Consider the following 24,305-nt stretch of genomic DNA (forward strand, 5'->3'; position numbering starts at 1 on the left):
CCGATCGGCGAGCCCTTGCCGTTCGTGTTCGTGTGGAACACGACCCATCCTATGCGCGTGCGCTGACACTCTCGTCCCACCCGACACGGAGGGTCCGGGACAGGGTCGGCGGAGCCCCGATCGTGCGGGCGGTGTCGTGGTGTGCGAGGAGCTGGTCGCCGACGGCCTCCCACGTGGTGCCCTCGACCCGGAGACGCCCGGCCGAGCCCATCCGTGCGGCCGCCGCCGGGTCCGTCACGAGCCCGAGCACGGCGTGACGGAGTGCCTGGGGCACGTCCGGGTCGTACAGCTCGCCGTCGAGGCCGGGCGCGACGAGGTCGATCGGGCCGCCCGATGCCGGCGCGACGACCGGCAGGCCACTCGCGTGGGCCTCCTGCAGGGTCTGCCCGAAGGTCTCGGTCGGACCCGTGTGCACGAAGACGTCGAGCATCGCGTAGGCGTCGGCCAGGGCGTCGCCGCGCAGGGGTCCCGTGAACGTGACGTCGAGGTGTCGCAGCCGACGCTCGAGGGACGCACGCGACGGCCCGCCGCCGGCGACCACGATCCGGACCCCCGGCACACCGCCGAGCTCGGCGAGCCGCTCGACCTCCTTCTCGGGTGCGAGCCGACCGACGTAGCCGACGATCGTCTCGCCGTCGGGAGCGATCCGACGTCGGGCTGCGCGGACCGCCGCCGAACGGCGTCGGTCCGGGTGGAAGAGCGCGGTGTCGACACCGCGACCCCACCGGGCGACGCGGGGCACGCCGTCCTCGGCGAGCATCGCCGCGGTCGCGCTGGACGGGGCGAGCGTCAGCGACGCCCCCGCGTGGATGCGGCCCAGGATCCTCCTGACCAACGGGACGGTCGCGGTCAGCCCGTTGCGGCGGGCGAACCCGGCCACGTCGGTCTGGAAGACGGCGACGGAGGGGATGCCGAGCCTCCCGGCGGCCGTGATCGCGCGACCGCCCAGCAGGAACGGGCTCGCCGCGTGCAGCACGTCGGCGCCGGAGGCGGCGAGGATCGTGTCGAGCACGGGGTGGGGGAGCGCGACCGGGAACTGCCGGTATGCCACGGCGGGCACCCGGTGCACGTCGAATGACCGGTAGCGCTCGACCCGGGTCCCCGAGCGGAACCGAGCGAGACCGGGGGTGTCCGGGGCGATCACCACCGCGCGGTGGCCGCGGCGCTCCAGGTGGTCGAGGACCGCCAGGACGCTGGTGGTGACGCCGTTCAGGGTGGGCAGGAAGCTCTCGGTCACGACGGCGACGGTCCGCTGGGACGTGCCGCGCTCCACGCTGCGTGCGCTCATGGTGCTGTCCATGGTCCGCGCGCGCCGTGACCGGCCGGGGCGGTGCGGGTGAACGGGCGGCGCGTAGCCGGTGAACTCGCGCTGCGCTGCGAGCCGGTCGGGAGGCGCGGGGCACGGCCGTCCCGTCGGCGGCGGCCCGTCCCGGTGCGAGCGGCAGCCGGGGGCACCCGCACGAACGGTGCTGCGGTCGTCCGGGTGGCGTCCAGGTCACGTCCGGCGACACCGGTACGGTGAGCGGGTGGCAGACGCACTCGAGGACTTCTACGCGATCATCCCGGCCGGCGGCATCGGTTCCCGCCTCTGGCCGCTCTCGCGCGCCGACGCGCCCAAGTTCCTGCACGACCTGACCGGGTCCGGCGCGTCGCTCCTGCGGCAGACCTGGGACCGGCTCGCACCGCTCGCCGGCGAGCAGCGGATCATGGTCGTGACCGGGCGGGCGCACCGAGCAGCCGTCGAGGCACAGCTGCCCGGCGTGGCCGACCACAACGTCGTGCTCGAGAGCGAGCCGAAGGACTCGACCGCGGCCATCGGGCTCGCCGCCGCCATCCTGCGCCGCCGTGAGCCGGACGTGGTCATCGGCTCGTTCGCGGCGGACCACGTCATCGGTGACGCCCGGGGCTTCCGCCGCTCGGTGCGCGAGGCCGTCGCCGCCGCACGCGCCGGGTACGTGACGACCATCGGCATCACCCCGACCGAGCCGGCGATCGGCTTCGGCTACATCCACGCCGACGGCGCTGCGCTCCCGGTCGAGGGTGCGTCGACGGTGCACGCGGTGAAGTCGTTCGTCGAGAAGCCCGACCTCGACACCGCCCGCGGGTACCTGGAGGACGGCTCGTACCTCTGGAACGCCGGCATGTTCATCGCGCGGGCCGACGTGCTGCTCGCCGAGATCGGCCGGACGAAGCCCGAGCTGCTCGCCGGCATCGAGGAGCTCGCCGCGGCGTGGGACACCTCCTCGCGCGGCGCGGTCGTCGACGCGATCTGGCCGGGGCTCGAGAAGATCGCCATCGACTACACCGTGGCCGAGCCCGCCGCCGCCGCGGGGCGCATGGCCGTCGTGCCCGGCGACTTCGACTGGGACGACGTCGGCGACTTCGCCTCGCTCGCGAAGCTGCAGTCCGGCGGGCGGGCGAACAACCTCGCCGTGCTCGGGGACGGCGCGCGGATCCTCGCCGACTCGTCGAGCGGCATCGTCGTGGCGCACAGCCAGCGACTCATCTCGCTCATCGGGGTCGAGGACATCGTCGTCGTCGACACCCCGGACGCGCTGCTCGTCACCACGAGCGCGAACGCGCAGCGGGTCAAGGGTGTGGTGGACGCACTGAAGCTGAGCGGTCGGGGGGACGTGCTCTGACGGTCCGCCGACCTGGTGTACGGTGATGTTCCGGTCGCGGGGGCCGCGCTGACTCGGGGGAGTGCTGATGGGGGACATCCAGTTCGAGACTTCGGACGCGAGTGCGCTCGCACGTGTCGCGCGACGAGCCGCTGACACGTTGCGAGGGCAGGCCGGTCCGCGGTCGGGCGCCGTCGCATCCGCGCTCGACGACGCTGCTGGCTCGTACGCCGACCGGTTCCGTGAGGCGGCCGTGGTCGAGGCCGAGGACCGGGCACGACTGGCGGGCGTGCTGGTCGACCTCGCCGACCAGATCGACGCCGCGGTCGCTGCTGCGGAGCGCGAACGGGAGCGCCAGCGTGACCACGCCGACTGGAACGCGCGTGACGCCGACCGGAAGCGGGCGGCGTCCGTGGCCGAGGCCTTCGCCGGTTCCGCAGGACGATCGGTCGTCGACGCACTGGAGCGCTTCACCGATCCCGAGCCGGCGACCGAACCCGAGCCGAGGCCGGAGGTCGACGCCGAGTTCCGCGGTCGGGAGCGTGCGCGCTACGGCGACGGAGCGAGCCGTGGCAGGAGTTCTGCCGATCCGAGCGCGCTCCGGGCCTTCGTGACGACGACCTCGGGACCGGACACGACCGCGTCGGCCGAGTCCGAGCGCGTGCGATCGGCGTGGTCCTCCTTCCGGTCCTCCTGCGCCTGGGTCACGGTCGACCGCGCGAGCATGCCGGCGGGTTTCGCGCGCTACGTGCGCGAGAACGACGAGGATCGGAGCTGGATCGGCAGGATCGCCGACGCCTTCGAGGCCGCCGGCGGCAGTGGGTCGCTGTCGAACGCGGCTCTCGACATCGCGGCGACCGGACAGGCGGCGCCTGCCCTCCAACGGCTGTTCGCGGAGCACCTGACGCCGACGGAGGTCGCGGAGCGCTGGGCTGCGCTCGGGCTGATGACGGCCGACGCCAGCGTGTTCGACGGTTTCCCGACGGACGTGCTCGCGCGACTCGGGAACCTCGAGGGTGTCCCGTACTGGGCGCGGAGTACGGCGAACGCCCTCGTGCTGAACCAGCGACTGGTCGACGTGGAGCGCCAGATCGAGCAGCTGGAGCGGACGGTCGCATCGGCGGGTGACGGCTCACGGGTGTTGGCGCGGGAACTGACGGCGCGGTACACGGACCGCAAGGCCCTCCGGAACGTCAATGCTGCGTTGACGAAGAAGGGCTCCGACGGGAAGCGCTTCCTCATCGCTCTCACGGATGATCGACCGCCGCTCGCTGCCGTCTCGATCGGCGATCTGGACCGTGCGAAGTCAGCGACCTGGGCTGTCCCTGGTATGGACACCACGACAGCGGACATGACGACGTGGGCGAGGGCCGCTCAGAACATCGCCGATGAGCAAACGGACGTTGCGGACACCACAGACGTCGCAGACCCTTCGGATCGAGCAGTCGTCGCTTGGGTCGGCTACACCACCCCGGGACCACAGGATGTGCTCCTCATGGCCAAGGCGAAGGACGGCGGCAAGCGTCTCGCAGATTCGATCCGCGGGTTCTCAGCCGTCCGCGGAACTGATGACGTGCAGACGAACGTCGTGGCGCACTCCTACGGCACGACCGCGGGAGCTGTGGCTCTGGCCGAGCGGGGTGTCCACGTTGATCGGTTCGTCGCACTGGGTTCTGCCGGGCTGCCCGATGGTCTCGACGATGCGCAGCAGCTGCACGCAGACCAGGTCTTCGCGGCTCAGGCGAAGGACGGCCCCACCGGCGAGTCCGGACAGGGTGACGAATGGGCGACGTTCGGCCGGGAGAAGAGCCTCGCCCATCGCGTCGACCCGACCGCGCAGGGTTTCGGAGCGACCGTGTTCGGCGCCGACGGCGGGACTGGGAGCGAGGGGCAGACCCTTGCGTCGGTCCTGCATCACGCCCCGGTGTTCAAGGACCACCGAGGTTACCTGGACCGTGGTACCGAGTCACTGCACAACGTGGCACTCGCCACCACAGGTCAGGACGAGTTGCTGACCGGGGCGCGAGATCGATGACCCGGTCCGACGAAGGAGGAGGCACATGAACGCACGACACCGTGCTCGTCGCGCACTCGCGGCGACGGCGGCGCTACTGGCAGTCGTCGTCGTGACCGCCGGATGTGCCGGGCAGCATCATGATGCAACCCGACCGACTGAGAGGACGTCCTCCGTGGACGCAGACACTGCGAAGCGAAACATGATCGACATCGTCGATCAGACAACGGCCGCGCTCGGCGGCGAATGGGAGACGCGGACGTCTCCCGATTACGTCGAGAGCTGCCAGCTGTCGAGCGACGAAGAAGGAGCTCGGTGGGTGTACCGAGTTGCTCGAGCAGAGTCCGCCGACGTCGAGGCGGACGCTGCTGCTGCCTCCGATGTCTGGAGGTCCGCCGGTCTGACCGTGGACCGACTCGCTGACTCCAAGGGGCCGGCGGTGGTCGCTCGCGGCGGCGATCGCGTCGAGATGATCCGTTTCTTCGCTTTCCCCGGCAACTACAGCATCCAAGCGCTCTCGATGTGCTTCGCTGGCGACGCAGACGAGATCGAGGAGCAGCAGGCCGACGAATGACCCGCGATCCCGGGTTCGTGATGTCCTGGCCGTGCCGGATCAGCGCGCGCGACCTCGCAAGCCTCATCGTCGTCCTCGCGCTCGCGGGACTGAGCACCGGGTGTGCGTCCCGAGCGGTCGAGACGAGGACGGCCAGCGCAACGGATCCGATCGTGGACGCAGTGACCGCGAAGCAACAGATGATCGCCGCTGTGGACGACGCCACCGAGCTCCTCGGCGGAGTGTGGACGGCGCGGACCGGACCGGACGCAGCGGAGCGGTGCTCGTTGCCGGACGGGGAGCGCGGAGCACACTGGCGGTACCTGACGGGGAGCGCGATCGAGGGGCGGCCGGAGGAAGACGGCTCGGCGATGGCCGACCACTGGCGTGCGCAGGGCAAGCGCGTGACCGCGCGGGACACGAGCACCGGGCCGGTGGTCTTCGGTGGGGGAGGCGGGGACATCGCGTCCATCAGCTTCTACGCGGTCTCCGGCAACTACACCGTCCAGGCCGTCTCGCTGTGCTTCCCCGGCGACGCCGACCGCATGGCCGAGGACGACGCCGACGAGGTCGAGTGAGCATCCGAGGACGAGACGCCGGAGCGTCTCGAGAGGAGACGAATGTCTGCCGAGCTGACCATGCGGCGCCTGACGAGCGTTGCCCTCACACCCCTCGCATTGCTGATCGTCATCAGCGGTTGCACGCAACACCCTCCGGTCGGCGAGACGCTGTCCGACGATGGAAGGACGGCCCAGGTGGACCCCGAGACTGCTCAGCGGAAGATGACCGAGCTCGTCGACAGGACCGCTGCGGCGCTCGGGGGCGAATGGGTCACCACGCAGGGTCCGGACTACGTCGACAGCTGCACGCTCCCCGACGGTGGACAAGGAGCCAACTGGGTCTACCTGACCACCAGGACGGACGGAGGGGGCAATCCGGACGACGATGCTGCGGCGGTCACGAAGACCTGGCAGTCCGCGGGCATGACCGTCGGACGAGTCGCGGATCCTGACGGCCCGGTCGTCGTCGGACGGGGTGGAGCCTCGACCGCGCTGATCGATCTGTACGCGTTCCCGGGCAAGTACACGCTGGAGGCCGAATCGCTCTGCTTCCCGGGGAGTGCCGACGAGATCGAAGAGGAGCAGAGCAGCGGGTCCTGATCCGCTCCGTCGAAGGAGGATGCGCATGCACGCAGGACGGCCCGCGCGTCGTCTGACCACGACCACGGGTCGAGGAGCAGCAGGCCGACGGGTGACGCACGGAGCATCGTTCACGGCGGTCTCCGTTCGCCGGAGCAGCGAGCGGATCGTCGCGAGCTCCGCCGTCGTCTTCGCGCTCGCGGGTCTGCTGCGCGGCTGTGTCCCCAGCGCGACCGACACAGCGACGGACCGACGAACGGAGTCCTACCCGGATGCAGCGACCGCGAAACAGCAGATGATCGACGCCGTGGACGATGCAACCCGACTCCTCGGCGGGCACTGGAAGGCGCGAGCCGGACCTGACCACCCCGAGGACTGCGTCCTGTCCGACGGCGAGCAGGGTGCGCAGTGGCGGTACCTCTCGGGGAGCACGCTGGCGGGTGACCCGTCCGAGGACGGCGCCCGGATTGCGGAGCACTGGCGTGGGCAGGGGCTGCGGGTCATCGTCCGTGATCCAGACGACGGACCGGCGGTGCTCGGGCGCGGCGGTGAACAGATCGCTTCGATCAGTGCGTACGCCTCCCCCGGCAACTCCACGGTCCAGGCAGTGTCCCTGTGCTTCCCCGGCGACGCCGACCGCATTGCGGAGCAGCAGGCCGACGAGTGATGCAGGACCGTCGTCTGGTGCTTCCGTGCACGAACGACGGCAGGTGTCGCTCGCTGTAGCGCTCCACCACGAAATCCTCGGATCGTCCCCCGGACCGGGTCCCCGGTGGACGTCGGCGTTACGAGCGCGTTTCGTCGGGGTCGCGATCGGGTAACTGATCCCAGCAGTCCCTCAGGGGCGTTCTGTACCGGCCCGACGGTCGTGTACTGTCGCCACGATCGCCCGGAACGCACGTGGTCCGGGCACCGCCCCCCGGAGGAACCAACCCGTGACATCTCGTACCCGCAAGGTCCTGCTCAGCGGCCTCGCGCTCGCCGGCACCATGGCCGTCCTGGCCGGCTGCTCGGCTGCCCCGTCCGACACCACCTCGGCGAAGAAGACCGACTTCCGCCCCTGCATGGTCTCCGACGCCGGTGGCTTCGACGACAAGTCCTTCAACCAGCTCGGCTTCGACGGCATGGTCGACGCGGCGAAGGAGCTCGGCGCCGACTACAACAAGGCCGAGTCCAAGGACGCCACGGTCTACGACTCGAACATCGAGCAGCTCGTCAACCAGAACTGCAACATGATCATCACGGTCGGCTTCAACCTCGCAGACGCCACGAAGAAGCAGGCAGCTGCGAACCCCGACACCGAGTTCGCGATCATCGACGACAACTCGATCGACGCGAAGAACGTCAAGCCGATCACGTTCGACACCTCGCAGGCCGCCTTCCTGGCCGGCTACGCGGCGGCGTCCTACTCGAAGACCGGCGTCGTCGGCACCTTCGGCGGCATGCAGATCCCGACCGTCACCATCTTCATGGACGGCTTCGCGGACGGCGTGAAGTACTACAACGAGCAGAAGAAGAAGGACGTCAAGGTCGTCGGCTGGAACGTCGAGACCGGCAAGGGCTCCTTCACCGGTGGCTTCGAGGCGGGCACGCAGGCCAAGTCGGTCGCGCAGACCCTGCTCGACCAGGACGCCGACGTGATCCTGCCCGTCGGTGGCCCGATCTACCAGTCGGCAGCCGAGGCGATCAAGGACGCGAACAACGGTTCGGTCCTGATCGGCGCGGACAGCGACCTCTACGAGGCCGACCCCCGCTACAAGGACATCGCCTTCACCTCGGTGATGAAGGGCATGCGCCCGGCGGTCAAGGACGTCGTCGAGCAGGCGGCGGACGACAAGTTCTCGAAGGAGCCGTACGTCGGCACCCTGAAGAACGACGGCGTCGGCATCGCGCCGTTCCACGACTACGAGTCCAAGGTGGACTCGGGTCTGCAGGACGAGCTCGACAAGATCAAGTCGGGCATCATCGACGGCTCGATCACGGTCGAGACGCAGTCGGACAAGTAGTCGGGTGAACGCGGGCGGGGGATCGATCCTCCGCCCGCGTTTCCGCGCGTCCACCGACGGGTGACGCGCTGACCAACAGGAACGCAGTAGACAACATGAAGCTCGAGCTCCGCGGAATCACCAAGCGGTTCGGCCCCCTGGTCGCGAACGACCACATCTCCCTCACGGTCGAACCCGGTGAGGTGCACTGCCTCCTGGGCGAGAACGGTGCGGGCAAGTCCACCCTGATGAACGTGCTCTACGGCCTGTACCAGGCGGACGAGGGCGAGATCCTCCTGGACGACGTCGTCCAGGACTTCGACGGCCCCGGCGACGCCATGCGCTCCGGCATCGGCATGGTGCACCAGCACTTCATGCTCGTGCCGGTGTTCACCGTCGCCGAGAACGTCATGCTCGGTCAGGAGCAGACGACCTTCGGCGGTCGTCTCGACCTCGCCGGCGCCCGCAAGCGCGTGCGCGAGATCAGCGACCGCTTCGGGTTCGACGTCGACCCCGACGCCCGTATCGAGGACCTGCCCGTCGGCGTGCAGCAGCGCGTCGAGATCATCAAGGCGCTGTCCCGCGACGCGAAGGTCCTCGTCTTCGACGAGCCGACGGCGGTCCTGACGCCGCAGGAAACCGACGAGCTGATGGGCATCATGCGCCAGCTCCGCGAGGCCGGCACCGCGATCGTCTTCATCACGCACAAGCTGCGCGAGGTGCGCGAGGTCGCCGACCGGATCACGGTGATCCGCCTCGGCAAGGTCGTCGGTGAGGCCTCGCCGACCGCGACGAACAACGAACTCGCTGCGCTCATGGTCGGCCGGGCCGTCTCGCTCGTGGTCGACAAGACGCCCGCGTCCGGCGGCGAGGACGCCCTCGTTGTCGAGGGCGTGACCGTCACCGACCCGTCGGGCGTCGTGCTCGTCGACGACGTCTCGTTCACCGTCCGCCGCGGCGAGGTCCTCGCCATCGCCGGCGTGCAGGGCAACGGGCAGACCGAGCTGACCGAGGCGATCATCGGCCTCGAGCCCGTGCACGCGGGTCGCATCACGCTCGACGGCAAGGAGCTCACCGGTCGCACGGTGAAGCAGGTCCTCGACGCGGGCGTGGGCTTCGTGCCCGAGGACCGCAAGGAGGACGGCCTGGTCGGGGAGTTCACGATCGCCGAGAACCTCATGCTCGACCGCGCCGACCACGACGAGTTCGTGCGGGCCGGCACGATCCGCGCCGCTGAGCGCGACGCGTTCGCCGACGAGAAGATCGCCGAGTTCGACATCCGCACGCCGTCCCGCACCACGGCGGCCGGTCGGCTGTCGGGCGGCAACCAGCAGAAGATCGTCCTCGCCCGCGAGCTGAGCCGCGAGCTGCGGCTGTTCGTCGCCGCGCAGCCCACGCGCGGCATCGACGTCGGCTCGATCGAGTTCGTGCACAAGCGCATCGTCGCCACCCGCGACACCGGCGTCCCGGTCATCGTCGTCTCCACGGAGCTCGACGAGGTCGTGGCGCTCGCCGACCGGATCGCGGTCATGTACCGCGGCGGCATCGTCGGCATCGTCCCCGCGGACACCCCGCGCGACGTCCTCGGCCTCATGATGGCCGGGGAGATCCCAGAAGGAACGGAGCTGGCAGCGTGAGCACCCCCACGCCAGACAACACGCAGCCGGCGACCCCGGCCGAGGCACCCACCGACGACCGCATGCAGGACGTCGAGGGCACCACACACCTCATGACGGACTCGGCGGACGACACCGAGCGTCGGGCTGCCGGCGGTGACCGCTGGAGCACGGCGCTGCAGAGCATCGTCAACGGCTCCGTGCTCGTGACCGTCCTCGCCGTCGTCCTCGCCCTCGTCGCCTGCGGCATCCTGATCGCCGTCACCGACGAGAACGTCCGCGCGGCAGCCGGGTACTTCTTCGCCCGCCCCACCGACACCTTCCAGGCCGTCGGCACCGCGGTCGGTGGCGCGTACCGGTCGCTCTTCCAGGGCTCGGTCGTGAACTTCGGCGCGAGCTCCTTCGCGCAGGCCATCGCGCCGATCACGCGCTCGGTCGACTACGCCGTGCCACTGATCGCCGCGGGCCTCGGCATCGCGCTGTCCTTCCGGGCCGGCCTCTTCAACATCGGCGGCCAGGGTCAGATCCTCATCGGTGCCGCAGCCGCCGGCTGGGTCGGCTTCTCGTTCGACGGCCCCGCCGCGATCCACATCCCGCTCACCGTCGTCGCCGGCATCGTCGGCGGTGCGGTCTGGGGTGGCCTGGTCGGGGTCCTCAAGGCCCGCACCGGTGCCAACGAGGTCGTCCTGACGATCATGCTCAACTACGTCGCGCTCTACCTCGTCAGCTACCTGCTCCGCACGCCGGGGCTGCTGCAGGCGCCGGGCAGCTCGAACCCGATCTCGCCCGCCACGAAGGAGAGCGCGGTCTTCCCGGCGCTGTTCGGTCCCCGGTACGGCATCGACCTCGGCTTCGTCGTCGCGCTCATCGCCGTGGTCGTGGTGTGGTGGCTCGTCAACAAGTCGTCGCTCGGCTTCCGCTTCCGCACGATCGGTGAGAACCCGCGCGCCGCCCGCGTCGCCGGCATGAGCGTCCCCGCGCTCACCATCTGGGTGATGGTCATCTCCGGTGCGCTCGTCGGCATCGCCGGCGCCTACCAGGTGCAGGGCGCCGTGACCTCGGGCTTCACCTCGGGCATCGACGCCGGCATCGGCTTCGACGCGATCACGGTCGCCCTCCTCGGCCGTTCGAAGCCGTGGGGCGTGTTCTGGGCCGCGATCCTGTTCGGCGTCCTCAAGAACGGCGGCTACGCCATGCAGGCCGCGAACGACATCCCGATCGACATCGTCGGCGTGATCCAGGCGCTCATCGTCCTGTTCATCGCCGCACCGCCGCTCGTCCGCGCGATCTTCCGCATCCCGCAGCCGGGTGCGCGTCGTCGCGGTCGTGCCGCGAAGAACTCCCGGAAGGCGGTCGCCGCATGAGCACCACCACCACCGCGGCGCCCGCACCGGCGCTGTCCGACCGCCCGATCGAGACGACCCGGAGCTGGAAGGCCCCGATCGGCTTCGGCGTCTTCACCCTGCTCGCGCTGCTGTTCTTCGGCGTGCTCCACCGTGCCGGCGACACCACGTTCCGGCTCGCGAACGGCGGTGACTTCTTCGCGCTGCCGAACGTGCCGCTCCCCGCGACCGGTACCGGCATCGTCGTCATCGTCCTGCTGGCGCTCGCCACCGTGTATGCCGTCGTCGAGGTCCGCGCGAACCGCCGGATCCCGCTCTGGCTGACCGCGGTCTTCGCGGTCGTCTTCGTCGTCGGCTTCCTCGCCTGGTCGGCCGCCGGGGACACCATCCCCGTGCCGGGCCTGCTCCTGGGCGCCCTGGGCCTCAGCGTCCCGCTCGTGTTCGGTGCCCTGGGCGGCGTCATCTCGGAGCGTGTCGGCGTCGTGAACATCGCCATCGAGGGCCAGTTCCTCGCCGGCGCGTTCACCTCGGCGATGATCGCCTCGTTGACCGGGTCCGCGTGGGTCGGCCTCGTCGGGGCGCTCGTCGCCGGCGTGCTCGTCTCGTTCCTCCTGGCGGCGTTCAGCATCAAGTACCTGGTCGACCAGGTCATCGTCGGTGTCGTCATCAACGCGTTCATCTCGGGCCTGACGGGCTTCCTCTACTCGCAGGTGCTCTCGCCGAACGAGCAGACGCTCAACATCGGCGTGCGCTTCCCGAAGGTCGAGATCCCGGTCCTGCACCAGATCCCGGTCATCGGCCCGGTGTTCTTCGAGCAGACGGTCGTCGTCTACCTCGCCTACGTCGCGGTCGCGGTCGTCACCTTCGCGCTGTTCAAGACCCGCTGGGGCCTGCGCCTCCGCGCGGTCGGCGAGCACCCGCAGGCCGCGGACACGGTGGGCATCAACGTCGCGCGGACGCGCTTCTGGAACGTCTCGCTCGCCGGCGCGATCGCCGGTCTCGGCGGCGCGTACTTCACGCTCGACGCGGTCGGCCCGTTCACGAAGGACATGACCGCGGGCGCGGGCTACATCGCCCTGGCCGCCGTCATCTTCGGTCGCTGGGACCCGATCCGGGCGACGCTCGCGGCGCTGCTGTTCGGCTTCGCGTCGAACCTGCAGAACATCCTCGGCGCGATCGACTCCCCGGTGCCGAGCGAGTTCCTGCTCATGCTGCCCTACGTGGTCACGATCTTCGCGGTCGCCGGCCTGGTCGGGCAGTCGCGCGGACCGGCGGCCGCCGGCAAGCCGTACACCAAGAGCTGACGGCCTGGAGGCGCGGCACATGACCGACACGAACCCTTCCGGTGACCAGGAGGTCACCACCGGCCCCGCGACCGGCGAGCCGTCCTGGACGGACCCGGCCACGAGCCTCCCGTCCGACCCGGACACCGTGATCGACGCGAGCGTCGACGTCGACTGGAGCGCCCTGCGGGACGCTGCGACCGCCGCGATGCGGCGGGCCTACGCGCCGTACTCGTCGTTCCCGGTCGGCGCTGCTGCGCTCACCGACGACGGACGGATCGTCTCGGGCTGCAACATCGAGAACGCGTCGTACGGGGTCACCCTGTGCGCCGAGTGCTCGCTCGTCTCGCAGCTGCACATGACCGGCGGCGGCAAGCTCGTCGCGTTCACCTGCGTGGACGGCGACGGTGCGACGCTCATGCCGTGCGGCCGGTGCCGGCAGCTGCTGTTCGAGCACTCGACCGAGGGCATGCTCCTCGAGACGGTCTCGGGCATCCGCACGATCGACCAGGTGCTCCCCGACGCGTTCGGGCCCCGCACCCTCGCGACCTACCAGCAGGAGCACTGACATGGCAGTCGAGCCCTTCGACACCGTCGACCTCATCCGCACCAAGCGCTCCGGCGAGGCCCTGGCCACCGCCGAGATCGACTGGCTCGTCGACGCGTACACGCGCGGGTACGTCGAGGACCCGCAGATGGCGGCCCTGGCGATGGCGATCTTCCTCAACGGCATGGAACGGCGGGAGATCAAGGACCTGACGCTCGCGATGATCGCGTCGGGGGAGCGGATGTCGTTCGACGCCCTCGGCAAGACCACGGTGGACAAGCACTCCACCGGAGGCGTCGGGGACAAGATCACGCTGCCGCTCGCGCCGCTCGTCGCGTCGTTCGGGGTGGCGGTGCCCCAGCTCTCCGGCCGCGGGCTCGGCCACACCGGCGGCACGCTCGACAAGCTCGAGTCGATCGCCGGATGGCAGGCGTCGATCTCGAACGACCGCATGATGGAGGTGCTCCGCGACGTCGGCGCGGTCATCTGCGCGGCCGGCTCGGGACTGGCACCGGCGGACAAGAAGCTCTACGCGCTCCGTGACATCACCGGCACCGTCGAGTGCATCCCGCTCATCGCGTCGAGCATCATGTCGAAGAAGATCGCCGAGGGCACGGGTGCGCTCGTGCTCGACGTCAAGTTCGGCTCCGGTGCGTTCATGCCGACGTACGAGGCGTCGAAGGAGCTCGCGCAGACCATGGTCGACCTCGGCAACGACGCGGGCGTGGCGACCTCGGCGCTGCTCACCGACATGGAGGTCCCGCTCGGCCTGACGATCGGGAACGCGCTCGAGGTCCGGGAGTCGGTCGAGGTCCTGGCCGGCGGCGGCCCGTCCGACGTGGTCTCGCTGACGGTCGAGCTCGCGTCGGAGATGCTGCGGCTCGCCGGGCTGCCGGACGCCGATCCCGCGGCAGCGCTGGCCGACGGTCGCGCGATGGACACGTGGCGCCGGATGATCGAGGCACAGGGCGGCGACCCCGCTGCGGACCTGCCCGTCGCCCGCGAGCAGCACGTGGTCACGGCGACGGAGTCGGGTGTGCTCGTCCAGCAGGACGCCCTGCCGTTCGGCATCGCCGCGTGGCGTCTCGGCGCCGGCCGGGCCCGCGCGCAGGACCCGGTGCAGGCGGGAGCCGGCATCGAGCTGCACGTCAAGCCCGGCGACACCGTCACCGCGGGCCAGCCGCTCTGGACGCTCCACACCGACGAGCCGGCGCGCTTCGACCGCGCGCTGGAGTCGCTCGAGGGTGCGTGGGCGATCGGGTCGTCCGCGCCCGAGCGCGGCCCCATCGTGCGGGAGCGCATCACCGGCTGAGCGCCGCGGCCGCGACCCGGCCACACCGACCGGAGGCTCCCCACTCGTCTGTGGGGAGCCTCCAGTCGGTCCGTCCGTCTGTTGTGCACAGGTGCCGACGCGGCGTCGGCGACCACCGCTAGCCTGGGAGCATGAGCGCCGACGCCCCGACCTACCGCCTGCCCGACGCCGGAGCGGTCATCGACGACCTGCCCAAGGTCTCGCTGCACGACCACCTCGACGGGGGTCTGCGCCCGGCGACCATCGTCGACATGGCGGACGAGGCGGGCATCGAGCTGCCGACGACCGACCCCGAGGCACTCGGCGCATGGTTCGCCGAGCAGTCGAACAGCGGCTCGCTCGTCGAGTACCTGAAGACCTTCGACGTCACGACGTCGGTGATGCAGACCGCGCCGCAGCTGCACCGTGTGGCGAAGGAGTTCGTCGAGGACCTCGTGGCCGACGGGGTCGTCTACGGCGAGATCAGGTGGGCACCGGAGCAGCACCTGCGGGGTGGGCTGACGCTCGACGAGACGGTCGAGGCGGTGCAGGCCGGCATCGAGGAGGCGGTCGACGCCGCCGGTGGCGCGATCCGGATCGGCCAGCTGGTCACCGCGATGCGTCATGCGGACCGGTCGCTCGAGATCGCCGAGCTCGCCGTCCGGCACCGGGACCGCGGCGTGGTCGGCTTCGACATCGCGGGGGCCGAGGCAGGCTTCCCGCCCGCGAACCACCGTGCGGCGTTCGAGTACCTGGCATCCGAGCTGTTCCCGGTGACGGTCCACGCCGGCGAGGCCGACGGGCTGGCGTCGATCCGCTCGGCGCTGGTGGACGGTCGGGCGCTCCGCCTCGGCCACGGCGTCCGGATCTTCGAGGACATCACCCTGTCGGACGCCGGTGACGGCTCCACGCTGGCGTCGCTGGGCGAGATCGCGTCGTGGGTCCGCGACCGCGAGATCCCCCTCGAGGTCGCCCCGCAGTCGAACCTGCAGACCGGTGCGATCGCCGCGTGGGGCGACGACCTCGCCGACCACCCGTTCGACGTGCTGTACCAGCTCGGCTTCCGCGTGACGGTGAACACCGACAACCGCCTGATGAGCGGCACGTCGCTGTCACGCGAGCTCGCCCTGCTCGCCGGCACCTTCGGCTACGACCTCGACGACCTCGCCGCGTTCCAGATCAACGCCGCGCTCGGCTCGTTCCTGCCGCTCGAGGACCGCGAGGAGATCATCGCGACCATCACGGCCGGACACCAGGAGGCCTAGCGATGTCCCTGCCGCCGCTGCCGGACGACGCCGTCGTGCTCGGAGCGAGCGCGTCCTCGTGGCGCGACGCGCTCCGGCTCGCCGGTGCCGCGCTCGTCACCTCGGGGTCGGCGACGCCGCCGTACACCGACGCGATGATCGACCTGGTCGAGGAGCACGGCCCGTACATCGTCATCTCGCCCGGACTCGCGTTCGCGCACGCCCGGCCGGGACCGGCGGTGCTGCGGGACGGGCTGGCCGTCGTGACCCTGCGCGAACCGGTGTCGTTCGGGCACCCGCACAACGACCCGGTGTCGGTCGTCCTCGGGCTCGCGGTCGCCGAGGTCGGGACGCACCTCGAGTCGATCGGCGACATCGCGAACACGTTCAACGACGCCACGGTGACCGCGCGGCTCGCGGCGGCGGGCTCCGCGGACGAGGTCCGGACGATCATGGGGGTGTCGGCGTGAAGATCGTGACGATCTGCGGTGCGGGGATCGGGTCCAGCGGGATCCTCAAGGTGAACGCGGAGAAGGCCCTCGGCACGCTCGGGCTGTCGGCGTCGGTCGTCGCGGCGGACGTCGCCTCGGTGCGCGCCGTGGCCGAGGACGCCAACGTGATCCTGACCAGCCAGGAGTTCGTCGAGGCGATCGGGGAGACCTACGCCGAGGTCATCGTGATCCGGAACCACTTCGACCAGGGCGAGATCACGGCCGCGGTCGACCGGGCGCTCGGGGAGCACTGAGCAGCTCCCGACGCTGCCTCTAGAGTTGGGGCATGAGCACGGAGAACCCGCTGAACGACCCCGCCGCCGACCCGTTCGAGGTCGCCCGCGACGCCGCCGCCGTCATCGCCGACCGGTCCGGCATCGAGCGGCACGACATCGCCCTGACCCTGGGCTCCGGCTGGGGCAAGGCCGCCGACATCATCGGCGAGACGGTGTCCGAGATCCCCGCGGCCGAGGTCCCCGGCTTCAGCGCCTCTGCGGTGCCCGGACACTCCGGCACGGTCCGGTCGATCCGCCTGCAGGACGGCCGGCACGCACTCGTCATCGGTGCACGGACCCACTACTACGAGAACCACGGCGTCCGTCGCGTGGTGCACAGCGTCCGCACCGCCGCGGCGACCGGGGCGTCGGTCATGGTGCTGACCAACGGCGCCGGTGGCATCAAGGAGCACTGGACGCCCGGCACTCCGGTCCTCATCAGCGACCACATCAACCTGACGGCGGACAGCCCGCTCGAGGGCGCCACGTTCGTCGACCTGACCGACCTGTACTCGGCACGGCTGCGCGAGGTCGCGAAGTCGATCGACCCCACCCTCGACGAGGGCGTCTACACGCAGTTCCGCGGCCCGCACTACGAGACCCCGGCCGAGGTGCAGATGGCGAAGACCATCGGCGGGCACATCGTCGGCATGTCGACCGCGCTCGAGGCGATCGCCGCCCGTCAGGCGGGCATGGAGGTCCTCGGCTTCTCGCTCATCACGAACCTCGCCGCGGGCATCCAGAAGACCCCGCTCTCGCACGCCGAGGTGCTCGAGGCCGGGCGCGAGGCCGAGCCGGTCATCGCGGACCTCCTCGCCCGCGTGGTGGCGGCGCTGTGACCCGGCACGAGGGTGCCTCGGACGGCGCCATCGCGGACGGCGACCTCGGTGACGGCGGTGCCCTCGCCGCCGTGGACGAGGACGTCCTGTCCCGCGCCCGCGCGTGGGTGGAGCAGGACCCGGACGACGAGACCCGTGCGGAACTCCAGCAGCTGATCGACCGCGGCGACGCCGAGGAGCTCGCCGCGCGGTTCTCCGGTCGCCTGCAGTTCGGCACCGCCGGCCTCCGCGCCGAGCTCGGCGCCGGGCCGCAGCGCATGAACCGCGTCGTCGTCACGCAGGCCGCGGCGGGGCTCGCGCGCTTCCTGATCGACACCGGTCGTGACCGCAGCGTCGTGATCGGCTACGACGGCCGGGTCAACTCCGACGTCTTCGCTCGCGACTCCGCCGAGGTCATGCGCGGCCTCGGGCTCGAGGTCACCCTCCTGCCGTCCGCGCTCCCGACGCCGGTGCTCGCGTTCGCGGTGCGCCACCTCGGTGTCGGCGCGGGCGTCATGGTGACCGCGAGCCACAACCCGCCGCGGGACAACGGCTACAAGGTGTACCTCGGGGGCGAGGACGACGGTTCGCAGATCGTCCCGCCGGTCGACGGCGAGATCGCCGCGGCGATCGACGCGGTCGCCGCGGGGGACGTCCGCGACCTCGTGCGCTCCACCGACTACACGGTCGCCGGTCCGGAGCTCGCCCGGGCCTACGTCGACGCGACCGCCGCGACGGTGCCGGCCCCGACCCTCCCGGTCGACGCGCAACCGAAGGTCGTCTACACGGCGATGCACGGCGTCGGGTGGGAGACCGCGCGAGCCGTGTTCGCCGCGGCGGGGTTCGCCGAGCCCGCCGTCGTACCGGAGCAGATCGAGCCGGACGGCGCGTTCCCGACGGTGTCGTTCCCGAACCCGGAGGAGCCGGGTGCGATGGACCTGTCGATCGCGCGTGGTGTCGCGGTCGGGGCCGACCTGGTCATCGCGAACGACCCCGACGCCGATCGCCTCGCCCTGGCGATCCCCGACGGTGCCGGCTCGTTCCGTCGCCTGTCCGGCAACGAGGTCGGTTGGTTGCTCGGCTGGCGGGCCGCCGCTCGTGCGCAGGCCGCGGGCTCGTCGGACGGGTCGGGTGTGCTTGCGGCGTCGATCGTGTCCTCGCCCGCGCTCGCCCGCGTCGCGGAGCGGTACGGGCTCGGGTACCGGGACACCCTGACCGGGTTCAAGTGGGTCTCCCGCGTGCCCGACCTGGTGTTCGGGTACGAGGAGGCGCTCGGCTACCTCGTCGACCCCGGCGTCGTCCGCGACAAGGACGGCATCTCGGCGGCCCTGGCGCTGCTCGACCTCGCCGTCTCGCTCGCAGCCGAGGGCCGGACCGTCGCCGACCAGCTCGACGCCTTCGCGGCCGAGTTCGGGGCGTTCGCCTCCGGGCAGGTGTCGACCCGCGTGGACGACCTGTCGCGGATCGGGGAGATCATGGCGTCGCTGCGGTCGTCCGCGCCCTCGTCGCTCGGCGGCCGTACGGTCACCGGGGTGACGGACTACTCGGACGGGGTGGAGGGCTTCCCCCCGTCCGACATCCTGCGCTACGACCTCGAGGGCGGCGCGCGGGTCATCGTCCGCCCGAGCGGCACCGAGCCCAAGGTGAAGGTCTACATCGACACGGTGGCGGCCTCGCCGGCCGAGGCGCAGGCGCTCGTCGACGCCCTCGCAGCCGACGTGCGGCCCCGCGTGTCGTAGCGGCGCGGCGCTGGCGCGCCGCGCCGCCGCCGCCCGTGCCTGCGGTGCGGGTGCCGCCGGTAGCTGCACAACCGAAAGCACCTCACGCCACGCAATCACGTGGCGCGAGGTGCTTTCCGTTGTGCACGAGCAGCTGACACCACCGATGGGCATCCGGGTACCTCGGGACCGAGGACGAGTGCGGACCTCGTAGGGCGGCCGGTCCTCCTGCACAGAGCGGGGACGAGCGCTCGCTGCTCACAGGCACGGCCGGGAGGCGCGTGACCGGTCTGCGCGCGCGCCACGCTCAGGACATGGCGACGTTGGAGATCCTGGTCGGTGGCGGCGCGGACGAGACCGGGCGGCGCGGGCGGGACCACCGCGATCGCGCGCTGCGGGGAGAGCTCGTACGACTGGCCCCGGGCCGGTTCGTCGTCGCGGACGACTGGCGACGGGCGACCCCGGGGGAGCGGCACATCGCTCGGATCAAGGCGTTGCACGATCGGCTCGCCCCGCGACTGGTCGTCTCGCACGCCTCAGCCGCGGCGTTGCACGGGCTGCCCTGGCCCGGCGAGTTCCCGGTCCCGGTCGAGGTGATCGATCCGCTGCGATCCACCGGTCAGTCGCTGCGCTCCGTGCACAAGCGTGCCGGCGCGGGGCGCACACTCCGGACGTCGTACATGGTGGCGAACGGGCGAGCCCTGACCGACCTGGCGAGCACGGTGGTCGACCTCGCCGTGGCGTACCCGCTGCGGACGAGCGTGCCTGCGGTGGACCGTGCGCTCGCCCGCGGATCCAGCCTCGATGAACTCCGCGCGACACTGGACGAGAGCACCGCCGTACAGTTCCGAGCGAGGGCGGAGCGGGCTCTGGATCTCGCAGACGCGCGCTCCGGGTCTCCGGGGGAGTCCGTCGCCCGCGTGGCGCTCGACGAGGTCGGGGCGCCGAGGCCGATGCTGCAGCAGGAGTTCCGTGACGGCTCGGGGCCGATCGGCGTCGTCGACTTCTGGTTCGCCGACCAGGGCGTGGTCCTCGAGTTCGACGGTCGAGTGAAGTACGCCGACCCGTCCATGCGTGCCGCGGGCATGTCGGCCGAGGACGTGCTCGTCGCGGAGAAGCGGCGCGAGGACCGGCTTCGTCGCCACCCGGACATCCGGGCGCTCGGCCGGATCAGCGTCGTCGAGACCGACGACACGGAGCGGCTGCGCTCAGTGCTGCGCGCCGTCGGGGTGCCAACGGCGCGCGGCCGCTTCACGACCGTCCGGTGAGCGATCCTCCTGCGGGCGGCAGCCGGCGCGACGTGCCCGGACACAACCGGAAGCACCTCGCGCCACGGAACTGCGTGGCACGAGGTGCTTTCGGTTGTGCGGCGCGGCGGACGGCGCGCGGCGCGGCCGCGGCGCCCGCCCCGCCGCGCGCTACGCGAGCTCGAGCAGCACGTGGCCGGACGAGATCGTCTGGCCGACGGGGGCGTTCAGACCGGTCACGACCCCGTCGCGCGGGGCCTGGACGGGCTGCTCCATCTTCATGGCCTCGAGGACGACCAGCAGGTCGCCCTTCACGACGGTGTCACCCTCGGCGACCGCGAGCTTCACGACGGTGGCCTGCATCGGGGACGTCACCGAACCCGAGGACACGAGCCCGCCCTTCACACCGGACGACCGGCGCTTCGGGGGAGCGGAGGGACCGGCCGGACGCCGACCGGCGGCACCGGCAGCGCCACCGCCGACGATCGAGGGCATGGTGACCTCGATGCGCTTGCCCTGGACCTCGACGACGACGCTCTCGCGGGCGGCCGGTGCGGGGAGCTCCTCGGGGGAACCGCTCCAGGCCGGGATGTCGTTCTGGAAGTCCGTCTCGATCCACTGCGTGTACACGCTGAACGGCGTCTCGTCGTCCGTCGCGAACGCCGGGTCGGACACGACCGCACGGTGGAAGGGCAGCACGGTCGGCAGTCCGGTGACCTCGAACTCGGCCAGGGCGCGGCGCGACCGCTCGAGCGCCTCTTCGCGGGTGGCGCCGGTGACGATGAGCTTCGCGAGCATGGAGTCGAACGAGCCGGAGACGACGTCGCCGGAGACCACACCGGAGTCGACGCGGACGCCGGGGCCCGACGGTGCGGTGAACGCGTGCACGGGACCGGGTGCCGGGAAGAAGTTCCGTCCCGGGTCCTCGCCGTTGATGCGGAACTCGAACGAGTGACCGCGCGGGGTGGGGTCCTCGTAGTCGAGCGTGCCGCCCTCGGCGATGCGGAACTGCTCGCGGACGAGGTCGATGCCCGTGACCTCCTCCGAGACGCAGTGCTCGACCTGCAGGCGCGTGTTCACCTCGAGGAAGGACACGGTGCCGTCGGCGCCGATGAGGAACTCGCACGTGCCGGCGCCGACGTAGCCGACCTCGCGGAGGATCGCCTTCGACGACTCGTACAGGCGCGTCTGCTGCTCGGGCGTCAGGTACGGCGCCGGGGCCTCCTCGACGAGCTTCTGGTGCCGACGCTGCAGCGAGCAGTCGCGGGTGGAGACGATGACGACGTTGCCGTGCTCGTCGGCCAGGCACTGGGTCTCGACGTGGCGCGGCTTGTCGAGGTACTTCTCGACGAAGCACTCACCGCGCCCGAACGCGGCGATGGCCTCGCGCGTCGCCGATTCGAACTGCGAGGCGACCTCGTCGCGCGTGCGTGCGACCTTCAGGCCACGGCCGCCGCCGCCGAAGGCCGCCTTGATGGCGACCGGCAGACCGACCTCGTCCGCGAACGCGATGACCTCGGCAGCGTCCGCGACGGGCTCGATGGTGCCCGGCGCGAGCGGCGCGCCGACCTTCTCGGCCACGTGCCGCGCGGAGACCTTGTCCCCGAGCTGCTCGATCGACTCCGGCGAGGGGCCGATCCAGGTGAGCCCGGCGTCGATGACGGCACGGGCGAAGTCGGCGTTCTCGGCGAGGAACCCGTACCCGGGGTGCACGGCGTCGGCCCCGGACCGGCGGGCCACCGAGATGATCTTGTCGATCACGAGGTAGGTGTCCGCGCTCGTGGTGCCGTTCAGCGCGTAGGCCTCGTCGGCGAGGCGGGCGTGGAGGGCGTCGCGGTCCTGGTCGGCGTACACCGCGACCGAGGCCTTGCCAGCGTCGCGGGCCGCGCGGATGATGCGGACGGCGATCTCGCCGCGGTTCGCGATGAGGACCTTGCTGATACGGGGCATGGTACGTCAGCGTATTCGTGCAGCGGCGGCCGGTTTTGACCGGCACGTACAAAGAAACAGCGTCCAGCAGTGTGGATGTCTACAGCGCCCACAGATCGTGCCAGGCGACGCCGAAGCCACGGAGCAGCATCGACCGCAGGACCGGCAGCGACAGCCCGACCACGGCCGACGGTGCTCCGTCGATGCGCGTGATGTACGCCGCGGCCCGTCCGTCGATCGTGAAGGCGCCCGCGACCTCGAGGGGCTCGCCCGTCGCGACGTACGCGTCGATCTCCTCGATCGACACGTCCTCGGCGAAGGTCAGCACGGCGCTGTCCACGGCGACGACGTGGTCTCCGGCGGCGACCAGCGTGGACCCGCCCGGCGCGACGTCACCGAGGTGACCGGCGATGCGCAGCGGCCCGCCGTCTGCCGCGTCCACCCGTCGGACGGGAGGCACGGTGCCGGTCCGCCCCGCGCCTCCAGGCCGGTCCCCGGTCGCGTCCGGGGCCGTGTCGAGACCGCGGTCGAGGCGCCGGTCCACGACGCAGTGGCCGCTCCACAGGGTGCCGCCGCCCGCGGCGAGCATCTGCCGCCACCGTTCCTTCGCGACCTCCGGGTCGTGGGGCTTGCCGTGCAGGACGCCGTCCACCTCGAAGGCGGAGTCGCCGCCGAACACGAAGCCGTCCACGGCGGACCCGGCGACGCGGGCGTCCGCGACGGCGTCCGCCTTGGCGACCGCGAGGAGCCCGACGAGCTCCGGACCGGTGAGCTCCCGGCCGAGCGCGGCCCGCGCGGCGGCGACGGCGGCGTCCTCGTCCACGCCCGGCGCGACGAGCACCGGCTCGATGCCGGTCTGCGCCAGGAGCGCACGGCGGGCGGGGGAGGTACTCGCGAGGTACAGACGCATGGGAACATCGAACCATGGGTGAATCCGTCGGAACGCTGCTCGAACTCGACGTCACCGGGATCGCCCACGGCGGCATCTCGGTGGCACGGCACGAGGGGCGTGTGGTCTTCGTCTCGGACGCGGTGCCGGGCGAGCGCGTCGTCGCGCGCGTGACCGAGGACCGCAAGAAGTCGTTCTGGCGTGCCGACACCGTGTCCGTCCTGTCGCCGAGCGAGCACCGGGTCGACCACGTCTGGCCCGAGGCCGCCCTCGACCGCGACCCCGCCGTGCGCGCCGGCGGTGCGGAGTTCGGGCACATCGCCCTGCCGCACCAGCGCACCCTCAAGCACGACGTCCTGGTCGACGCCTTCGCGCGGTTCGCCCGCACGGACCTCACCGAGGTGCTCGGACACGACGTCACCGTCGAGGCCGCCCCCGGCGACGAGGAGTCGAACGGCCTCGGCTGGCGCACGCGCGTCCGGCTGCACGTCGACGAGGACGGCACGGCGGGCCCGTTCGCCTCGCGCTCCCACACGGTGGTGCCGGTGGCCTCGCTCCCGCTCGCCTCCGCGCGCGTGCAGGAGAGTGCGCCGCTCGGGCGCGGTGCGATGCCGGGCGCGTCGGTCGTCGACGTCCTCGCGCCGAGCGGCGCCGAGGGGGCCCGGCTCGTCATCGACGAGCAGAAGCCCACCGTCGTGACCGAGCTCGTGGGGGAGCGTTCGTTCACCGTCGACGACAACGGCTTCTGGCAGGTCCACCGCCAGGCGCCGGCCGTGCTCACCGCGGCCGTGCAGGACCTGGTCGACCGTGACCGGCTCGACCCGGAGGGGCAGCACCTCGACCTCTACGGCGGCGTCGGACTGCTCGCGGCGGCACTCGGCGACGTCGTCGGCCCGAAGGCCCGCATCACGAGCGTCGAGAGCGCGGCCCGGGCCACCGAGCACGCGCAGGAGAACCTGGCGGAGTGGATCGGCGCGCGTGCCGAGACCGGCCGCGTGGACCGCTGGCTCGCCCGGACGGCCGCCGACGCGTCCCGACCGGAGCTGCAGCGCTTCCGCGCCGGCACCGTCGTGCTCGACCCGCCGCGGTCCGGCGCGGGCCGCGAGGTCGTCGTGCAGGTCGCCGCGCTCCAGCCCGCGCAGGTCGTCTACGTCGCCTGCGACCCGGTCGCCCTGGCCCGCGACGTCGCGACCTTCGCCGACCTCGGGTACCGGCTCGAGGCGCTGCGTGCGTTCGACCTGTTCCCGCACACCCACCACCTCGAGGCGGTCGCGCGGCTGGTCCCGATCGCCTGACCCCGGG

At 71.6% G+C, this 24,305-nt stretch carries 23 protein-coding genes; 19 read left to right on the forward strand and 4 right to left on the reverse strand.

The window, feature by feature from the left end:
* Positions 1–49: 49 nt before the first annotated feature.
* The gene (locus JOD95_RS12115; RefSeq protein ID WP_245172197.1) at positions 50–1,288 is read right to left on the reverse strand and encodes a glycosyltransferase family 1 protein; all 1,239 of its coding nucleotides are present in this window, start codon (positions 1,286–1,288) and stop codon (positions 50–52) included.
* Between the two features lie 238 nt (positions 1,289–1,526).
* Between JOD95_RS12115 and JOD95_RS12120 the strand changes: the two genes are divergently transcribed.
* Positions 1,527–2,642, forward strand: a complete 1,116-nt coding sequence (locus tag JOD95_RS12120) for a mannose-1-phosphate guanylyltransferase (protein ID WP_066655104.1) — start codon at positions 1,527–1,529, stop codon at positions 2,640–2,642.
* 528 nt (positions 2,643–3,170) lie between these two features.
* Here JOD95_RS12120 and JOD95_RS12125 read toward each other — a convergent pair.
* Positions 3,171–3,329 (reverse strand): hypothetical protein, encoded by a 159-nt coding sequence (locus JOD95_RS12125; protein WP_209685128.1) that lies wholly within the window; start codon positions 3,327–3,329, stop codon positions 3,171–3,173.
* 40 nt (positions 3,330–3,369) lie between these two features.
* On the opposite strand from JOD95_RS12125, the gene JOD95_RS12130 reads away from it, so the two are divergent.
* The 17 genes from JOD95_RS12130 to JOD95_RS12210 all read left to right on the forward strand — a co-directional run bounded on the left by JOD95_RS12130 (position 3,370) and on the right by JOD95_RS12210 (position 20,206).
* Positions 3,370–4,656 (forward strand): alpha/beta hydrolase, encoded by a 1,287-nt coding sequence (locus JOD95_RS12130; protein ID WP_209685129.1) that lies wholly within the window; start codon positions 3,370–3,372, stop codon positions 4,654–4,656.
* 181 nt (positions 4,657–4,837) lie between these two features.
* On the forward strand, positions 4,838–5,209 hold the full coding sequence (locus tag JOD95_RS12135) for a hypothetical protein (protein WP_066655099.1): 372 nt from the start codon (positions 4,838–4,840) through the stop codon (positions 5,207–5,209).
* A gap of 161 nt (positions 5,210–5,370) precedes the next feature.
* Positions 5,371–5,766, forward strand: coding sequence for a hypothetical protein (locus JOD95_RS12140; RefSeq protein WP_209685131.1), 396 nt, complete (start codon positions 5,371–5,373; stop codon positions 5,764–5,766).
* A gap of 42 nt (positions 5,767–5,808) precedes the next feature.
* The gene (locus tag JOD95_RS12145; RefSeq protein ID WP_209685133.1) at positions 5,809–6,348 is read left to right on the forward strand and encodes a hypothetical protein; all 540 of its coding nucleotides are present in this window, start codon (positions 5,809–5,811) and stop codon (positions 6,346–6,348) included.
* A 286-nt stretch (positions 6,349–6,634) separates the two neighbouring features.
* On the forward strand, positions 6,635–6,994 hold the full coding sequence (locus JOD95_RS12150; protein WP_209685135.1) for a hypothetical protein: 360 nt from the start codon (positions 6,635–6,637) through the stop codon (positions 6,992–6,994).
* A gap of 268 nt (positions 6,995–7,262) precedes the next feature.
* Entirely contained in the window at positions 7,263–8,333 is a 1,071-nt protein-coding gene (locus JOD95_RS12155) for a BMP family protein (RefSeq protein ID WP_066655092.1), read from the forward strand.
* A gap of 95 nt (positions 8,334–8,428) precedes the next feature.
* A complete protein-coding gene (locus JOD95_RS12160; RefSeq protein ID WP_066655091.1) occupies positions 8,429–9,949 on the forward strand; it encodes an ABC transporter ATP-binding protein in 1,521 nt (506 codons plus the stop codon).
* The gene (locus JOD95_RS12165; protein WP_307810438.1) at positions 9,946–11,292 is read left to right on the forward strand and encodes an ABC transporter permease; all 1,347 of its coding nucleotides are present in this window, start codon (positions 9,946–9,948) and stop codon (positions 11,290–11,292) included. The genes JOD95_RS12160 and JOD95_RS12165 overlap by 4 nt, the downstream gene beginning before the upstream one ends.
* Complete coding sequence (locus JOD95_RS12170; protein ID WP_209685136.1) at positions 11,289–12,575, forward strand: ABC transporter permease; 1,287 nt, start codon at positions 11,289–11,291, stop codon at positions 12,573–12,575. Before JOD95_RS12165 ends, JOD95_RS12170 begins: the two co-directional genes overlap by 4 nt.
* A gap of 127 nt (positions 12,576–12,702) precedes the next feature.
* Positions 12,703–13,122, forward strand: coding sequence for a cytidine deaminase (locus JOD95_RS12175; RefSeq protein WP_066658412.1), 420 nt, complete (start codon positions 12,703–12,705; stop codon positions 13,120–13,122).
* 1 nt (position 13,123) lies between these two features.
* Positions 13,124–14,413: a thymidine phosphorylase gene (locus JOD95_RS12180; RefSeq protein ID WP_209685137.1), complete on the forward strand. Its 1,290-nt coding sequence runs from the start codon at positions 13,124–13,126 to the stop codon at positions 14,411–14,413.
* A 131-nt stretch (positions 14,414–14,544) separates the two neighbouring features.
* Positions 14,545–15,657, forward strand: coding sequence for an adenosine deaminase (locus JOD95_RS12185; RefSeq protein WP_209685139.1), 1,113 nt, complete (start codon positions 14,545–14,547; stop codon positions 15,655–15,657).
* A gap of 2 nt (positions 15,658–15,659) precedes the next feature.
* Positions 15,660–16,106, forward strand: a complete 447-nt coding sequence (locus JOD95_RS12190; protein WP_066655083.1) for a PTS sugar transporter subunit IIA — start codon at positions 15,660–15,662, stop codon at positions 16,104–16,106.
* Entirely contained in the window at positions 16,103–16,381 is a 279-nt protein-coding gene (locus JOD95_RS12195) for a PTS sugar transporter subunit IIB (protein ID WP_209685140.1), read from the forward strand. Before JOD95_RS12190 ends, JOD95_RS12195 begins: the two co-directional genes overlap by 4 nt.
* 32 nt (positions 16,382–16,413) lie before the next feature.
* Entirely contained in the window at positions 16,414–17,241 is an 828-nt protein-coding gene (locus JOD95_RS12200) for a purine-nucleoside phosphorylase (protein WP_066655080.1), read from the forward strand.
* Between the two features lie 71 nt (positions 17,242–17,312).
* Positions 17,313–18,959, forward strand: a complete 1,647-nt coding sequence (locus tag JOD95_RS12205; RefSeq protein ID WP_209685281.1) for a phospho-sugar mutase — start codon at positions 17,313–17,315, stop codon at positions 18,957–18,959.
* 293 nt (positions 18,960–19,252) lie between these two features.
* Positions 19,253–20,206, forward strand: coding sequence for a hypothetical protein (locus JOD95_RS12210; protein ID WP_209685142.1), 954 nt, complete (start codon positions 19,253–19,255; stop codon positions 20,204–20,206).
* Positions 20,207–20,356: 150 nt separating this feature from the next.
* On the opposite strand, the gene JOD95_RS12215 is transcribed toward JOD95_RS12210, so the two are convergent.
* Both JOD95_RS12215 and JOD95_RS12220 read right to left on the reverse strand, forming a co-directional pair.
* Positions 20,357–22,135, reverse strand: a complete 1,779-nt coding sequence (locus JOD95_RS12215; RefSeq protein WP_209685144.1) for a biotin carboxylase N-terminal domain-containing protein — start codon at positions 22,133–22,135, stop codon at positions 20,357–20,359.
* A gap of 79 nt (positions 22,136–22,214) precedes the next feature.
* Positions 22,215–23,024: a nucleoside triphosphate pyrophosphatase gene (locus JOD95_RS12220; RefSeq protein ID WP_209685145.1), complete on the reverse strand. Its 810-nt coding sequence runs from the start codon at positions 23,022–23,024 to the stop codon at positions 22,215–22,217.
* A 14-nt stretch (positions 23,025–23,038) separates the two neighbouring features.
* Between JOD95_RS12220 and JOD95_RS12225 the strand changes: the two genes are divergently transcribed.
* Positions 23,039–24,298 (forward strand): class I SAM-dependent RNA methyltransferase, encoded by a 1,260-nt coding sequence (locus tag JOD95_RS12225; protein WP_209685147.1) that lies wholly within the window; start codon positions 23,039–23,041, stop codon positions 24,296–24,298.
* Positions 24,299–24,305 lie beyond the last annotated feature (7 nt).

Origin of the sequence: Curtobacterium sp. 1310 (assembly GCF_017834105.1) — a bacterium.
Classification (GTDB): domain Bacteria; phylum Actinomycetota; class Actinomycetes; order Actinomycetales; family Microbacteriaceae; genus Curtobacterium.

Bases quoted from the DNA above. Each gene is read 5' to 3' on its own strand.
- JOD95_RS12115 (WP_245172197.1), bottom strand. From the start codon at position 1,288: ATGAGCGCACGCAGCGTGGAGCGCGGCACGTCCCAGCGGACCGTCGCC.
- JOD95_RS12135 (WP_066655099.1), top strand. From the start codon at position 4,838: ATGATCGACATCGTCGATCAGACAACGGCCGCGCTCGGCGGCGAATGG.
- JOD95_RS12145 (WP_209685133.1), top strand. From the start codon at position 5,809: ATGTCTGCCGAGCTGACCATGCGGCGCCTGACGAGCGTTGCCCTCACA.
- JOD95_RS12160 (WP_066655091.1), top strand. From the start codon at position 8,429: ATGAAGCTCGAGCTCCGCGGAATCACCAAGCGGTTCGGCCCCCTGGTC.
- JOD95_RS12170 (WP_209685136.1), top strand. From the start codon at position 11,289: ATGAGCACCACCACCACCGCGGCGCCCGCACCGGCGCTGTCCGACCGC.
- JOD95_RS12180 (WP_209685137.1), top strand. From the start codon at position 13,124: ATGGCAGTCGAGCCCTTCGACACCGTCGACCTCATCCGCACCAAGCGC.
- JOD95_RS12185 (WP_209685139.1), top strand. From the start codon at position 14,545: ATGAGCGCCGACGCCCCGACCTACCGCCTGCCCGACGCCGGAGCGGTC.
- JOD95_RS12190 (WP_066655083.1), top strand. From the start codon at position 15,660: ATGTCCCTGCCGCCGCTGCCGGACGACGCCGTCGTGCTCGGAGCGAGC.
- JOD95_RS12200 (WP_066655080.1), top strand. From the start codon at position 16,414: ATGAGCACGGAGAACCCGCTGAACGACCCCGCCGCCGACCCGTTCGAG.
- JOD95_RS12210 (WP_209685142.1), top strand. From the start codon at position 19,253: ATGGCGACGTTGGAGATCCTGGTCGGTGGCGGCGCGGACGAGACCGGG.
- JOD95_RS12215 (WP_209685144.1), bottom strand. From the start codon at position 22,135: ATGCCCCGTATCAGCAAGGTCCTCATCGCGAACCGCGGCGAGATCGCC.
- JOD95_RS12220 (WP_209685145.1), bottom strand. From the start codon at position 23,024: ATGCGTCTGTACCTCGCGAGTACCTCCCCCGCCCGCCGTGCGCTCCTG.
- JOD95_RS12225 (WP_209685147.1), top strand. From the start codon at position 23,039: ATGGGTGAATCCGTCGGAACGCTGCTCGAACTCGACGTCACCGGGATC.